We start from the raw sequence: 14014 nt of genomic DNA, 5'->3' as shown, positions 1-14014 counted from the left end.
TACCTCCCCGCCCGGCCTCGGTCACTACAAGTAGGGGAAGGTCGACGGTCCAGCCGACGCCCGGGGCCCCGCCGGAGACGGCGTCTCCGGCGTCTCCGGCGTCTCATCAGGGCAGCTGCGGCTCCTCCGGCGGAACGGCCGACGTGTGCCCACCGCTCGCCGGCAATCTCGTCGCCAGGCCGCGGCTCTGCTGCGAACCAGCCGGTACGCCGGTGGTGGCAGTGGTGGCAGTGGTGGCAGTGGTGGCGGTAGTGGCGGTGGTGGCGGTGGTGGCGGTAGTGGCAGTGGTGGCGGTCGACCCGGAGGCATCGGGCACCGCGGCGGCGGGCACCGACCCGGCGGAACCAGGATCGGCCGGATCGGGACCGCCCAGATCAGGATCGACCGAATCGGGACCGACCGAATCGAGAGYGGCCGAATCGGGACCGGCCGAATCGGGAGCGGCCGCCCGCTGGTCGGCGGTACCGGCGGTCGTCACCGTGGACCGCGCCGCGGGCCGGGAACGGGCGATTCCGAGGGCCTCCTGCTCCTCCCTGGACAGATTCGGATCCACGGGACTGCGGGTGACCGCCAGCGCCAGCAACGCCCCCAGACAGACGACGATCGAGGTCCAGATGTTGACCCGCAGCCCGAGGATCTGGTTCGCCGTGTCGATGCGCAGCATCTCGATCCACAACCGGCCGAACGTGTAGAGCGCGACGTAGAGGCAGAACAGCTTGCCGCGGCCGAGCCGGTGCCGCCGATCGACGACCAACAGGATCCCGGCCACCACCAGGTTCCACAGGCACTCGTAGAGGAAGGTCGGCTGATAGGTGGACACGCCGGGGATGATCTGGTGCTTCTCGTCGATGCGCACCGCCCAGGGCAGGGTGCTCGCCTTGCCGTACAGCTCCTGGTTGAACCAGTTGCCCCAGCGTCCGATCGCCTGGGCCAGGATGATGCCCGGCRCCGCGGCGTCGCCGAACAGGGCGAGGCTGATGCCGTAGCGCCGGGTCGCCAGCCACGCGCCKAAGGCCCCGCCCGCGATGGCGCCCCAGATACCCAGCCCGCCGTTCCAGATCTTGATGACGTCCAGCACGTTGCCGTCCCGGCCGAAATAGGCGGCCGGAGTGCTGACCACGTGGTAGACGCKGGCGCCGACGATGCCGAACGGGACGGCCCAGTAGGCGACCTCGCTGGCCACCATGGGATCCATGCCGCGAGCGCGCAGCCTTCTTCCCGTCACGAATACGGCGACGAAGACGCCAATAATGATCATCAGGGCGTAGGCACGCAGCGGCACCRGCCCGAGATGCACCACGCCACGCGATGGGCTAGGAATAGCGGCGAGAACCACGGTCGCCAGGCTATCCCGTGGACCCGTCCATCACGCGCGGGGTGCCCCGGCCACGTGTCGCACAGTCACGTGTCGCACAGTCACGTGTCTCGCTCGGTGCGCGGCGGGGTGATATATGCGGCGCTCGATGTGGGCAATACTCGATGTGGGCGACAGATGTGACGGCCGGGTCGGGGCGGCCGGGAGTTCACGCCGGAACGGGAGCGCGCACCCCTCCGGCGAGTTCCGCGGCGAGCCGACGGATTCCGGCGAGGCCCGCTGAGGCRCCGGCTCCGGAACGTTCCGCCTCAAGCAGGACCTTCACCAGCGCGGAGCCGACGATCACACCGTCGGCGAAGCCCGCGACCTCGGCGGCCTGCGCCGCGGTGCTCACCCCGAGCCCCACCGCCACCGGGAGCTCGGTGGCGGCCCGCACCCGGGCGACCAGATCGGCCGCCCGCTCGCCGACCGCCGCCCGGGTCCCGGTGACACCCATCAGCGAGGCGGCATAGACGAAGCCGCGCGCGACGCCGGCGACCAGCCGGAGACGGGTGTCCGAGGAGCTGGGAGCGACGAGGAACACCGGGGCCAGGCCGTGCGCGGCGCACGCGTCGAGCCAGGGCCCGGCCTCCTCGGGCGGCAGGTCCGGAGTGATTGCTCCGGCGCCCCCGGCGGCGGCCAGATCGGCCGCAAACGAGGCCGCGCCGTAGCGGTCGATCGGGTTCCAGTAGKACATGACCAGGGCCSGGGCCCCCGTCGCGGCGACGGCCTCGACGGTGCGGATCACGTCCCGCGTCGTGACCCCGCCGCGCAGGGCCGCATCCGCCGCGTCCTGGATCACCGGACCATCCATGGTGGGGTCGGAGTAGGGCAGGCCGACCTCAACAACGTCGACTCCCGCCGCCACCATGGCCCGCATGGCCTCGATCGCCCCGTCCACCGTCGGGAATCCCGCGGGCAGATAGCCGACCAGCACCGACCGCCCCTCCTCGCGGGCCGCCGCGAACACTGCGTCCAACCGACTCTGCACCGTGCGTCCGTTCCGTCGAGCCCGAGGGCCTTTATGGCCTGTCTGTCCTGCGCGTTCTKTGCGTCCTACGCGTCCCGTGCGTCCCGTCTTGGTTGCTGCCGGTCCCGAGACAGGATCCCTCAGGGTCCCTCAGACCGGTCGCGCCGGACCGCCGACGGGGCCCCCGCCGGCATCGGCCTCGTCGAGGAGGTCGAACCAGYGGGCGGCGGTGTCGACGTCCTTGTCCCCCCGACCGGAGCAGTTGACGACGACAGTCGTGCCCGGACCGAGCTTCCGGGCGACGTCGAGGGCACCCGCGAAGGCGTGCGCGCTCTCGATCGCGACCAGGATGCCCTCGGTACGGGCCACCAGCGCGAGCGCCTCCATCGCGGCGGTGTCGTCCACGACCCGATAGCTCGCCCGACCGGTCTCGTGCAGCAGGGCATGCTCGGGGCCGATGCCAGGGTAGTCCAGACCCGCCGAGATCGAGTGGGAGACCTGGGTCTGCCCGAACTCGTCCTGCAGCAGGAACGTCCGCATGCCGTGCAGCACGCCCGCGGAACCGCCGGCGATCGCCGCGGCGTGCCGACCGGTGGCGACCCCGTCCCCCCCGGCCTCGCAGCCGATCAGCGCGACCTCGACGTCGGGGATGAACGGGTGGAAGATGCCCATCGCGTTCGAGCCGCCACCGACGCAGGCGACGACGGCGTCGGGCAGTCGGCCGACACGATCGAGCACCTGGGCGCGCGCCTCGACCCCGATGATCCGCTGGAAGTCGCGGACCAGCATCGGGAACGGATGCGGGCCCATCACCGACCCGATGCAGTAATGGGTCGTGTCAACGGTGGCCACCCAGTCGCGCATGGCCTCGTTGATGGCGTCCTTCAAGGTTCGGCTGCCGGAGGTGACCGCAACGACCTCGGCGCCGAGCAGGCGCATCCGGGCGACGTTTAGGGCCTGCCGGCGGGTGTCCTCCTCGCCCATGTAGACGACGCAGTCCAGGCCGAGCAGGGCGCAGGCGGTGGCCGTGGCAACACCGTGCTGACCGGCTCCGGTCTCGGCGATAACCCGGGTCTTGCCCATCCGCCGGGTCAGCAGGCACTGCCCGAGGACATTATTGATCTTGTGGGAACCGGTGTGCGCAAGATCCTCACGCTTGAGCAGGATGCGGGCACCGCCAACGTGCGCGGTGAGCCGGTGGGCGTCGGTGAGCGGAGTGGGCCGGCCCGCGTAGCTCGCCAGCAGCCCGTCCAGTTCCGCGGTGAAGCCGGGATCCACCCTGGCCGCCGCGTAGGCTGCGGTGAGCTCGTCCAGCGCCGCCATGAGGGCCTCGGGGACGAAACGACCACCGAAACGCCCGAAGTGCCCCGAAGAGTCGGGGAACGCCTGCCAGCTCGACGTGTCCGGACGGACCGGACCGGAGCCCGACGGCGTCCCGGTTCCGGCGGCCGCGGGGCGAACTGACTCGGCAGCGGTTCGGGTGGTCACGGTGCGACTGTATAGGGCCGAGCCCCGGATACCGGGGCACGGGCGCCGGCGGCCTCAGCGCCCGACCCGGGCCGCCGGATGCGCGCCGGCCGCCACCAGATCGGCGACCGTCTGACGAGGATCGCCGGTGACGGCTGCCTCGCCGACCAGTACCACGTCCGCCCCCGCAGCGGCGTAGGCGAGCAGATCGTGCGGCCCCCGGATGCCGGACTCGGCGACCGCGAGCACTTCCGGGGGCACCATCGGCGCGAGCCGGGCGAAGGTGCTCCGATCGATCTTCAGCGTGTGCAGGTCGCGGGCGTTCACCCCGACCAGTTGGGCGCCGGCGTCCAGCGCCCGCACCATCTCCGCCTCGTCATGCACCTCGACCAGCGCCGTCATGCCCAGGGACTCGATCCGCTCGCGCAGGCCGACGAGCCGCGGCTGGTCCAGCGCCGCGACGATGAGCAGGACGATGTCCGCCCCGTGCGCCCGGGCCTCGAAGACCTGGTAGGGCGACACGATGAAGTCCTTGCGCAGCAGCGGGACGTCCACCGCGCGACGCACGGCGTCGAGGTCGGCCAGGGAGCCGCTGAAGCGCCGTTGCTCGGTCAGGACACTCACCGCGGCGGCGCCCGCCGCCTCGTACTCGGTGGCGAGGGCAGCGGGGTCGGTGATGGTCGCCAGCTCCCCCTTCGAGGGGGAACGGCGCTTCACCTCGGCAATCACCGAGACCCGGGAGTCCCGGAAGACGGCAAGCGCGTCCTTCGGGTCGGGAACGCGTTCCACCCGCCGCTTGAGATCTGCCAGAGAGGTCTGTTGCTCGCGGGCGRCAAGATCGATCCCGACCCCGTCGAGGATCTCGGTGAGAACGCTCATCGCCCCGCGCTCGCGACTGTCGCGGTCATGCCGCCGATGGTAGGCCAGGCAGGCACGGTGTGCCCGGCCCCCCCACATGCGGCTACGATCCACGACTCCACATAGTTGACTTTCCCGTGAGGAATCGGGTAGCGGCCCGAACGCACCCATCTTCACGGACGCTGCACTGTCAGCCACTTCGGATCCGCCTGCACCGATCAGCTACGGTCCGCAATCGATCTTGCGTCGTGAGCCCGTTGACAGAGTAACGCGACGAGGCCGGTGAACCACCGTGTGCAGAGGCACCACCGGGTTACCACCTCGATCGTCGGGYGACGACATCACGAGATCCGGGCGGCCGCACGACAGGTTCTCGGGATCGGCGGCCGCAACGCGCCGCGCACACTCGGGACCGCCGCGCCTTCGCCGACCGGAAACACGCATGGCACRCCGCACATGTCYTCGGGCGGACCCGAACCCTCGGGCGGACCCGGGCAGCGCCCCAGGGACGGCGTGGCGRGCTGGCGTCGATCGTCGGCGCCCCCTATACTCGAACATGAGTTCGACACCGAGGAGAGTTCCGATGGACAGCCGCCCCCTCTCGTCCCCCCTCTCGTCCCCCCTCGGCGCCGCCCGGGTGCCCGCGGCGCGCGACGCCCCGGGCGCGCACCGGCGGCCCCGCCTCGAGCCCGAGCTCGCCGAGCAGCTCGACGAGCTGTCCCGCTGCCTGATCCGGATGGACGCCGTCATGATGATGCTCGAAGCCGACCTGGACCGCCGGGCGCTGGCTCTCACGGAGCTGGTCGACCCGTTTCCCGACCTCCCACCCGCGGACCTGGCGCCCGCCGACCCGCTGGCCGACCCGCTGGCCGGTGGCGCTCCCGGTTCCGGCTGGCCGGCCCGCCAAGCCGGGCGTCGCGGAGACGCCAGGTGATCAGGTCGGGTCGTGGCCCCGCTCGATCGCGTCCCAGGCGTCGGCCGGAGTGGCATCGCGGGCCTGGTAGCGGCCGGACATTGCGGGCCATGACCGGCCGCGCAGGACGACGAGGGCGCCGACGAGGATGAGCAGCAGCCCGCCCGCAAACGACAGCCAGGGAGCGATCGTCTGGCTGACGTCATCGATCCGCGCCTGGCCACCGGGCACGAGCTGGCGGACCTGATCGGTCTCGCGCAGCGTCGGGAGTGGATCCCAGCCGATGCGTCCGGCCACGTAGGCGATACCGGCCCCGGCGGCCGCGGTGAGCACACCGATGACCAGCCGCCCGATGCGCCGGGTGGCCACGATCGCCACGGCCGCGGCAAGCCCGACCAGGGCGAGAGCGGTCGCCGTCGATGCGAGCGCCCCGCCGGTCCAGTGCACGGCGAGTGGCGCCGCGACGGCGCCGCCGTCCGCCCCACCGCGGGGCCCGCTCACCCGAGCGGACACCCAGGTCGCACCGCCCGACACGAGCACGACGCCGGCACCGAGCAGACATCCCAGCACCGCGAGGGTGCGTTCCCGGTGGCCGCGTCGCATCGCCTCGGCCGCGTGCACATCGCCTCCGGGACGGTGGCCCGGCGAAGGCGGCTCCGCGGTGCCGGCCCGGTCGCGCGGGGAGGATGGGCGCCCCGCGGGGGGGGACCCTGCGGCCGTCATGACGGCGGTCGCAACGACTCGGCGACCTCGACGGCGCGCAGGACGGCGGCGGCCTTCGCGCGGCTTTCCAGATCCTCGGTGTCGGGATCGGAATCCGCGACGATGCCGGCTCCGGCCTGAACGTAGGCCATACCGTCGCGCATCACTGTGGTGCGGATCGCGATCGCGGTGTCCAGATCACCGCCGAAGTCCAGGTAGCCGACCACGCCCCCGTACAGGCCCCGCCGGGTCGGCTCCAGCTCGTCGATGACCTCCATCGCCCGCACCTTGGGCGCCCCCGAGAGCGTCCCCGCCGGAAACGTCGCGGCCAGCACGTCCACGGCGCTGCGGTCCGGAGCCACCTCACCGATCACCGTGGAGACAATGTGCATGATGTGCGAGAACCGTTCGATGGCCGCGAACTCGACGACCCGGACCGAACCGGGGTTGCAGACCCGCCCGAGGTCGTTGCGGACCAGGTCGACCAGCATCACGTGCTCGGAGCGTTCCTTCGGATCCGCGAGAAGCTCCGCCGCAAGCTCGGCGTCCTGTTCGGGAGTGCCTCCCCGGGGCCGGCTGCCCGCGATGGGGTGCAGCAACGCCCGGCGGCCGGTGACCTTGACGTGCGCCTCCGGGGAGGATCCGACGACGTCGTGGTCGGCGAAACGCAGCAGGTACATATAGGGACTCGGATTCGAGGTCCGCAGCACCCGGTAGACGTCGAGCGCATCCGCGGTCGTCCGCCGTTCGAAGCGCTGCGAGACGACGATCTGGAAGCACTCGCCGGCGCGGATCTCCTCGATGGCCCGCTCGACCGCGGTCTGGAAGGCACCGGGAGGCGTGGCGGAGACGAAGTCGCCGACCCCCGCGGCGGTGCCCGCCGTGGTCGCCACGGTCGGCTCGTTCCACTTCGCGAGATCGCTGGTCATGGCCTCCAGCCGGGCCACCGCGTCGTCGTAGGCGGCGTCCAGGTCGATCCCGGCCGGGTGTGCGGCGGCGTCCGCGTCCCCACCGGTGGTGCCGGTGGCGCCTGCGTCACCGGCACCATTCCCGCGGCCGGTGAAGACGTTGGCCACCAGCAGGCAGGAACCATCCCGATGGTCCAGCACGGCGAGATCGGTGGTGAGCAGCATGCGCAACTCGGGAAGGCCGAGGTCGTCGACGGCGTGCGCGGGGAGCCGCTCGATGCGGCGCACGATGTCGTAGCCGAGATAGCCGACCAGACCACCCATGAGCGGAGGGGCCTGTGGGCTGTTCGAGGCCTGCAGAGTGCTCTCCACCGCACGCAGGATGTCGAGCGGGTCACCGTCGACCGGCACTCCGGGAGGCGGCGCACCGTCCACCCACACCGCCTGCCCGTCGCGCTCGGTCAGCGTCGCCGCGGCCCGCACACCGATGAACGAATACCGCGACCACACCCCGCCATGCTCCGCCGATTCCAGCAGGAACGTCCCGGGGCCGCCGGCGAGCTTGCGGTAGACGCCGACGGGTGTCTCCCCGTCGGCGAGCAGCCGACGGGTGACGGCGACGACCGGATGYGCCGCCGCCGCGGCCCGGAACTCCTCCCGGCCGGGGATGATCTGCCCGGTCGTCATCGGTCCGCGCCGGCCTTGCTCACGCCGGCCCTGTCCACGCCAGCGGGGTCACCGGCGGCACCGGAAACGCTGGCGGCACCGGAAACGCTGGCGGCACCGGAGAGGTCGCGGGGCCGGGCGGTATCCGCGGCCTCGACGGTCACCGTGGGCAGAAGATTGCCGTCGAAGCAGGTCCGCGTGCCCGTGTGGCAGGCCGGGCCCACCTGGTCCACCCGGACGAGGACGGTGTCCCCGTCGCAGTCGAGCGCGACCGACCGCACCCATTGCCGGTGCCCGCTGGTCTCCCCCTTGACCCAGTACTCCGCGCGGCTGCGGCTCCAGTACGTGGCCCGGCCCGTGGTGAGGGTCCGGTGCAGCGCCTCGTCGTCCATCCACCCGAGCATCAGCACCTCGCCGGTGTCGTACTGCTGGGCGACGGCGGGGAACAGGCCCGCGTCGTTGCGGCGCAGCCTACGGGCGATGGCGGGATCCAGAGCGGAAGGGCGAATGGTCACCCCACCATTCTGCTCGCGCCCGGCGCCGCAGCGGTGCCGGGCGACGGGCCGCCCGCCGCTCCCGTCCCGACCCCCGCCGCCCAGGATCGGTGCAGGCGCTGGTACACGCCGCGCATCGCGATCAGATCCCGGCGCGGACCGCGCTGGACGATCCGTCCGGCGTCCACGACGACGACGTCCTGTGCCGCCTCGGCCGTCGGCGCCCCGTCGGCGCCCCGTCGGCGGACGCGCCTGGTCAGCGCACGGGTACACCCGCGCCGCGCAGCGCCGTCTTCACCTCGCCGATGCGCAGCTGCCCGAAGTGGAACACGCTCGCCGCGAGCACCGCGTCCGCGCCCGCGTCGATCGCCGGCGCGAAGTGGGCCAGGTCGCCGGCCCCGCCGCTGGCGATCACCGGGACATCGACCTCGGCACGCACCGCGCAGATCATCTCCAGGTCGTAGCCGTCCCGTGTGCCGTCGGCATCCATCGAGTTGAGCAGGATCTCCCCGGCGCCGAGCTCGACCACCCGCGCCGTCCAGGCCACCGCGTCGATGCCGGTGCCCTTGCGGCCGCCGTGCGTCGTGACCTCGAAGCGCGGACCGTCGGGACCGGGTGGGCGCCGGGCGTCCACCGAGATGACGATGCACTGGTTACCGAACCGGTGGGCGCACTCGCGCACCAGCTCGGGCCGGGCCACCGCCGCCGTGTTGATGCCGACCTTGTCGGCCCCCGCCCGCAGCAGGCGGTTCACGTCGTCGACCGAGCGGACCCCGCCACCCACGGTCAGCGGGATGAACACCTGTTCGGCGGTCCGCCGCACGATGTCATAGGTGGTCTCCCGATCGCCGCTGGACGCGGTGATGTCGAGGAACGTCAGCTCGTCGGCACCCTCGGCGTCGTAGAGGCGCGCCATCTCGACCGGGTCGCCGGCGTCGCGCAGGTCCGTGAAGTTCACGCCCTTCACGACCCGGCCGGCGTCAACGTCGAGGCAGGGAATCACCCGGACCGCGACGCTCATCGACCCACCGCACCCGCACATCCGTTTCCGATATTCCCGATATTCCCGGCAACGGCCAGGGCCTCGGGCAGCGTGAAGGCGCCGGCGTAGAGCGCCTTGCCGATGATCGCGCCCTCCACTCCGGGCACCACGGCGATCGCGGTGAGGTCGTCGAGCGTGGCCACGCCGCCGCTGGCGACCACCGGCCGGCTGGTGGCCGCGGTCACGGAGCGCAGGAGCTCGACGTTCGGCCCGGTGAGCGTGCCGTCTCGGCGCACATCCGTCACCACGTACCGGGCGCAGCCGTCGGCGTCGAGGCGGGCGAGCACATCGAACAGCTCGCCACCGTCCCGCGTCCAGCCCCGGGCCGACAGCGTGGTCCCCCGGACGTCGAGACCGACCGCGATACGGTCACCGACCCGGTCGATGGCCCGGCGGACCCAGTCGGGATCCTCGAGCGCAGCCGTGCCGATGTTGACCCGGGCCGCGCCGGTGGCCAGCGCCGCGTCGAGCGATGCGTCGTCGCGGATGCCGCCGGAGAGCTCGACGGCCACGTCCACCGCGCGTACCACCTCGGCGATGAGCTCCCGATTCGACCCCCGGCCGAAGGCAGCGTCGAGATCGACCAGGTGGATCCACTCGGCGCCGTCGCGCTGCCAGGTCAGCGCCGCCTCCCGCGGGTCGCCGTACGAGGTCTCGGAACCGGCCTCGCCCTGGACGAGTCGGACGGCCCTGCCGTCGGCCACGTCCACGGCGGGCAGCAGAGTAAGCGTCACATCGGCCACCCTACGGTCCAGCGGGGCGCTGGAGCCGCCCTAATTACAGGACATCCGCATTACAGGACATCCGCCCTCGCGTTCACGCTCACTCAGACCAGGGCTCGCTCAGACCAGGCTGCCGAGCCAGTTCGCCAGCAGGTGCGCTCCGGCATCCCCGGACTTCTCCGGGTGGAACTGGGTCGCGGCGAGCGCACCCCGTTCGACGGCGGCGGCGAACGGCTCGCCGTGCTCCCCCACGGTGTCCCCGGCGGCCGGATCGGCCTTCGCCGCGTACGAGTGGACAAAGTAGAACCGCGTGTCCGCGGGCAGTCCGGCGAACAGGATCGATCCGGCGGGCGGCGCCACAGTGTTCCAGCCCATGTGCGGCAGGATGTCGGCGGCGAGCCGGCGGACCTCGCCAGGGATCACGCCGAGCCCGACCGTCCGCACCCCGTGCTCGTCACCGAGCTCGTACAGCACCTGCATCCCGACGCAGATCCCGAGCACGGGCCGTCCCGCCGCTACCCGCTCCCGCACCACGGGCGCGGCGCCCACGGCGTCGATGCCTGCCATACAGGCCGCATAGGCGCCCACGCCCGGTACGACCAGGCCCGCCGCGCCGCGGGCCACGTCAAGATCCGCGGTCACCGTCACGTCGGCGCCGACTCGGGCGAGCGCGCGCTCGGCCGACCGCAGGTTTCCCGAGCCGTAGTCCAGGACAACCACCCGGGGACGCCGGCCGGGTCCGTCTCCGCTCACAGCACACCTTTCGTGGAGGGTATCCCGGCGACGCGGGCGTCGAGCGCCACCGCGTCGCGCAGAGCCCGCGCGACCGCCTTGAACTGGGCCTCGACCACGTGATGGGCGTTGCGGCCGGACAGCACCCGCACGTGCAGCGCGAGCCGGGCGGACGCGGTGATCGACTCGAAGATGTGCCGGGTCAGCGTCGTGTCGTAAGTTCCGATCATCCCGACGAGATCCGGTTCGACGTGCACGCAGTACGGCCGGCCGGACAGGTCGACGGCGGCTTGGGCGAGCGCCTCGTCCAGCGGGACGGTGGCATCCCCGAACCGGCGGATACCCGCCTTGTCGCCGAGCGCCTCGCGCAGGGCGGACCCGAAGGCGATCGAGGTGTCCTCGACGGTGTGGTGGGCGTCGATGTGCAGATCCCCCCGGGTACGCACGGTGAGGTCGAACCCGCCGTGCTTGCCGAGCTGGGACAGCATGTGGTCGAAGAACGGGACGCCGGTGTCCGACGAGGAGATTCCCGTCCCGTCGAGGTCGAGCTCGACCAGGACGTCCGACTCCAACGTCTTGCGTTCGATTCGCGCGGTGCGTGCCATCGGGGGCTTCCTCGGTCTCTGTAGATCTCAGGCCGGGCCAGGGGCTCAGGCCGGGCCAGGGGCTCAGRCCGGGCCAGGGGCTCAGGCGGTGGCGAGGCTGATGACACCGTCCGCGCCGATGACGCTGCCGGTGAGAGTTCTGCCCAGCGCCCCGAGAAACGCGTCCACMTCGTTCGGCAGCCCGGCGGTGACCCGCAGCCAGCCGGTCAGACCGACATCGCGGACCAACACTCCCGCGTCCAACAGGCTCTGCCACACCGCCCGCTGATCGGCGAACCGGCCGAAGAACACGAAGTTGGCGTCGCTCGGAGCCAGCCGCAGACCGAGCGCCGGCAACTCCCGGACGATGCGGTCGCGCTGGGCCTTGACCGCCTCCACCGTGCCGAGCAGCTCGTCGGCGTGCGCGAGCGCCGTGCGCGCGACGGCCTGGGTGAAGCTCGACAGGTGGTAGGGCAGCCGCACCAGGTACAGCGAGTCCACCACGGCGGGGTGCGCGGCAAGATAGCCTACCCGGGCACCGGCCAGCGCGAACGCCTTGCTCATTGTCCGGGTGACGACGAGCCGCGGATGACGGGGCAGCAGCGTCAGCGTGCTGGGCACGCCGGCCCGGCGGAACTCGGCGTAGGCCTCGTCGACGACGACCATGCCGCTGCCGKTGGCCTCCACCGCCTCACAGGCGGCGGCGACGACCTCGGGCGGCAGGGCCGTGCCCGTCGGATTGTTCGGTGAGCAGAGGAAGACCAGGGCGGGTCGGTGCCGGGCGATCGCGTCGGTGACCACGGCCGGGGAGAGCGTGAAGTCCTCCGCTCGCTGCCCGGCCACCCACTCGGTGGCGGTGGCCAGCGCGATGAGGCGGTGCATCGAGTAGGACGGCTCGAACCCGAGCGCCACCCGACCGGGCCCGCCGAACGCCTGGAGGAGCTGCTGGAGGATCTCGTTGGAGCCGTTGGCGGCCCAGACCTGACTGGTGTGCACGCCGAAGCCGGCGTCCGGTGTCAGGTAGTAGGCGAGGTCGGCACGCAGCGCCTCGGCGTCCCGGTCGGGATAGCGGTTCGCCTCGGTGGCGGCGAGGGCCGCGGCCTTGCCGATGGCGTCGACCAGCCCGACCGACGGCGGGTGCGGGTTCTCGTTGGTGTTGAGCCGCACCGGCACGTCGAGCTGCGGAGCGCCGTAGGGCGAGAGCCCGCGCAGGCTGTCGCGCAGCGGCAGGCCGTCAGCGTYCCACGGGCGCCACGGCCGGTCCTCGGCACCGCTCCCGGCCGCCTTGAATATCATCGGAGTCGAACCTCCACCGCGTCGACGTGAGCTGTGAGGTCCTCCGCCCCGCCGAGCGCGGCGATACGCGGGGCGACGGCGGCGAGCCCCTCCCGCGTGCACTCGACCACCTGGACCTGACGTTGGAAGGCGGTGACCGCCAGACCGCTGGAATGCCGGGCGGTGCCGCCGGTGGGCAGGACGTGGTTGGACCCGGCCAGGTAGTCGCCGAGCGGGACGGGAGCGTAGTCGCCGACGAAGACCGCTCCGGCGTGGCGCACCCGGGCGGCGACCGCGGCGGCGTCCGCGGTGTGGATCTCCAGATGCTCGGCGGCCCAGCCGTCCGCCACCGCGAGACCCGCGTCGACGTCCGCGACGAGCGCGACCGCCCCCTGGCCGGCGAGCGACTCCGCCACCCGCTCCCGGTGGCGGGTGGCGGGCACCTGCTTGCCGAGCTCGACGTCGACCGCGTCGGCGAGTTCCACCGACGGGGTGATCAGCAGGCAGGCGGCCATCGGGTCGTGCTCGGCCTGGGCGATGAGGTCGGCTGCGACGAAGGYCGGATCCGCGGTGGCGTCGGCGAGGATCGCGACCTCGGTCGGGCCCGCCTCGGCGTCCACCCCGACGACCCCACGCAGCAGGCGCTTGGCCGCCGTGACGTAGACGTTGCCGGGCCCGGTGATCACATCGACCGGCGGGCAGCTCGTGGTCCCGTAGGCGGCCATCGCCACGGCCTKGGCTCCGCCGGCCGCGTAGACCTCCTCGACACCGAGCAGCGCGCAGGCGGCGAGGATCACCGGATGCGGCAGCCCGCCGTTGTCCTTCTGCGGCGGGGAGAAGACCGCGAGCGAGCCGACCCCGGCCTCCTGGGCGGGCACGACGTTCATCACGACGCTGCTGGGGTAGGCGACCCGCCCGCCCGGCACGTACAGGCCGACCCGCTCCACCGGCACCCAGCGCTGCGTCACCGTGGTGCCGGGCGCGACCTCGATCGCCACCGGCTCCCGCAGCTGCGCACGGTGCACCAGCCGAGTCCGGCGGATCGCCTCGGTCAGCGCGTCGCGCACGGCCGGATCCAGGACATCCGCGGCGGCGGCGAGAACCTGGGCGGRCACCCGCAGGCTCGGCGGGCGGACCCCGTCGAACCGCTCCGCGGCGGCGAGGACGGCCGCGTCGCCGCGGTCCCGCACGTCCGCACAGACCGGCCRGACCGCATCGACGGCGACGTCGACGTCGACGTCGGCCCGCGGCAGTAGCCGTCGGATCTCGGCTGCGGCAGGCACCGCGCCACGCAGATCAAGCCTTCTGAGCACGACAAGAGATTAGC

Annotated in this window: 14 protein-coding genes and 1 pseudogene; 1 reads left to right on the top strand and 14 read right to left on the bottom strand. The window is 72.5% G+C overall.

Annotated features, from left to right (window positions below; genetic code table 11):
- Window positions 1-106 precede the first annotated feature (106 nt).
- The 4 genes from lgt to trpC form a co-directional block, all read right to left on the bottom strand.
- On the bottom strand, window positions 107-1336 hold the full coding sequence (gene lgt / locus Manayef4_RS02760) for a prolipoprotein diacylglyceryl transferase (RefSeq protein ID WP_070130524.1): 1230 nt from the start codon (window positions 1334-1336) through the stop codon (window positions 107-109).
- Window positions 1337-1523: 187 nt separating this feature from the next.
- Window positions 1524-2345, bottom strand: coding sequence for a tryptophan synthase subunit alpha (trpA, locus tag Manayef4_RS02755; RefSeq protein WP_070130523.1), 822 nt, complete (start codon window positions 2343-2345; stop codon window positions 1524-1526).
- A gap of 129 nt (window positions 2346-2474) precedes the next feature.
- A complete protein-coding gene (gene trpB, locus Manayef4_RS02750) occupies window positions 2475-3812 on the bottom strand; it encodes a tryptophan synthase subunit beta (protein WP_070130522.1) in 1338 nt (445 codons plus the stop codon).
- 54 nt (window positions 3813-3866) lie between these two features.
- The gene (gene trpC, locus Manayef4_RS02745) at window positions 3867-4670 is read right to left on the bottom strand and encodes an indole-3-glycerol phosphate synthase TrpC (RefSeq protein WP_070130521.1); all 804 of its coding nucleotides are present in this window, start codon (window positions 4668-4670) and stop codon (window positions 3867-3869) included.
- Window positions 4671-5232: 562 nt separating this feature from the next.
- On the opposite strand from trpC, the gene Manayef4_RS02740 reads away from it, so the two are divergent.
- Window positions 5233-5583 carry a hypothetical protein gene (locus tag Manayef4_RS02740; RefSeq protein WP_011437403.1) on the top strand — a complete coding sequence of 117 codons (351 nt, stop codon included), beginning with the start codon at window positions 5233-5235 and terminating at the stop codon, window positions 5581-5583.
- Here the strand turns inward: Manayef4_RS02740 and Manayef4_RS02735 are convergent, their stop codons facing one another.
- The 10 genes and pseudogenes from Manayef4_RS02735 to hisD all read right to left on the bottom strand — a co-directional run bounded on the left by Manayef4_RS02735 (window position 5584) and on the right by hisD (window position 14000).
- Window positions 5584-6285, bottom strand: a complete 702-nt coding sequence (locus Manayef4_RS02735; protein ID WP_082456682.1) for a Trp biosynthesis-associated membrane protein — start codon at window positions 6283-6285, stop codon at window positions 5584-5586.
- Window positions 6282-7859 carry an anthranilate synthase component I gene (locus Manayef4_RS02730; protein WP_011437405.1) on the bottom strand — a complete coding sequence of 526 codons (1578 nt, stop codon included), beginning with the start codon at window positions 7857-7859 and terminating at the stop codon, window positions 6282-6284. The genes Manayef4_RS02735 and Manayef4_RS02730 overlap by 4 nt, the downstream gene beginning before the upstream one ends.
- Entirely contained in the window at window positions 7856-8353 is a 498-nt protein-coding gene (gene hisI, locus Manayef4_RS02725; RefSeq protein WP_011437406.1) for a phosphoribosyl-AMP cyclohydrolase, read from the bottom strand. The genes Manayef4_RS02730 and hisI overlap by 4 nt, the downstream gene beginning before the upstream one ends.
- Window positions 8350-8550 (bottom strand): annotated as a pseudogene (locus Manayef4_RS22300) (hypothetical protein); the annotation flags it as partial. The pseudogene Manayef4_RS22300 and the gene hisI, both read right to left, overlap by 4 nt.
- A 38-nt stretch (window positions 8551-8588) precedes the next feature.
- The gene (hisF, locus tag Manayef4_RS02720; RefSeq protein ID WP_011437407.1) at window positions 8589-9353 is read right to left on the bottom strand and encodes an imidazole glycerol phosphate synthase subunit HisF; all 765 of its coding nucleotides are present in this window, start codon (window positions 9351-9353) and stop codon (window positions 8589-8591) included.
- Entirely contained in the window at window positions 9350-10108 is a 759-nt protein-coding gene (priA, locus tag Manayef4_RS02715; protein WP_011437408.1) for a bifunctional 1-(5-phosphoribosyl)-5-((5-phosphoribosylamino)methylideneamino)imidazole-4-carboxamide isomerase/phosphoribosylanthranilate isomerase PriA, read from the bottom strand. Before priA ends, hisF begins: the two co-directional genes overlap by 4 nt.
- A 108-nt stretch (window positions 10109-10216) precedes the next feature.
- The gene (gene hisH, locus Manayef4_RS02710) at window positions 10217-10849 is read right to left on the bottom strand and encodes an imidazole glycerol phosphate synthase subunit HisH (RefSeq protein ID WP_011437409.1); all 633 of its coding nucleotides are present in this window, start codon (window positions 10847-10849) and stop codon (window positions 10217-10219) included.
- A complete protein-coding gene (gene hisB, locus Manayef4_RS02705) occupies window positions 10846-11433 on the bottom strand; it encodes an imidazoleglycerol-phosphate dehydratase HisB (RefSeq protein WP_011437410.1) in 588 nt (195 codons plus the stop codon). Before hisB ends, hisH begins: the two co-directional genes overlap by 4 nt.
- Window positions 11434-11514: 81 nt before the next feature.
- Window positions 11515-12708 carry a histidinol-phosphate transaminase gene (locus Manayef4_RS02700; protein ID WP_070130520.1) on the bottom strand — a complete coding sequence of 398 codons (1194 nt, stop codon included), beginning with the start codon at window positions 12706-12708 and terminating at the stop codon, window positions 11515-11517.
- Window positions 12705-14000, bottom strand: coding sequence for a histidinol dehydrogenase (gene hisD, locus Manayef4_RS02695; protein WP_070130519.1), 1296 nt, complete (start codon window positions 13998-14000; stop codon window positions 12705-12707). Before hisD ends, Manayef4_RS02700 begins: the two co-directional genes overlap by 4 nt.
- Window positions 14001-14014 lie beyond the last annotated feature (14 nt).

The sequence above is a fragment of the Frankia sp. CgMI4 genome (assembly GCF_001756285.1).
Classification (GTDB): Bacteria; Actinomycetota; Actinomycetes; order Frankiales; family Frankiaceae; genus Frankia; species Frankia casuarinae.
This window is presented reverse-complemented; position numbering and strand designations above follow the sequence as displayed.

Excerpts from the sequence above, each read along its gene's own strand:
- hisB (WP_011437410.1), bottom strand. The coding sequence starts at position 11,433 with ATGGCACGCACCGCGCGAATCGAACGCAAGACGTTGGAGTCGGACGTC.
- hisF (WP_011437407.1), bottom strand. The coding sequence starts at position 9,353 with ATGAGCGTCGCGGTCCGGGTGATTCCCTGCCTCGACGTTGACGCCGGC.
- Manayef4_RS02735 (WP_082456682.1), bottom strand. The coding sequence starts at position 6,285 with ATGACGGCCGCAGGGTCCCCCCCCGCGGGGCGCCCATCCTCCCCGCGC.
- Manayef4_RS02740 (WP_011437403.1), top strand. The coding sequence starts at position 5,233 with ATGGACAGCCGCCCCCTCTCGTCCCCCCTCTCGTCCCCCCTCGGCGCC.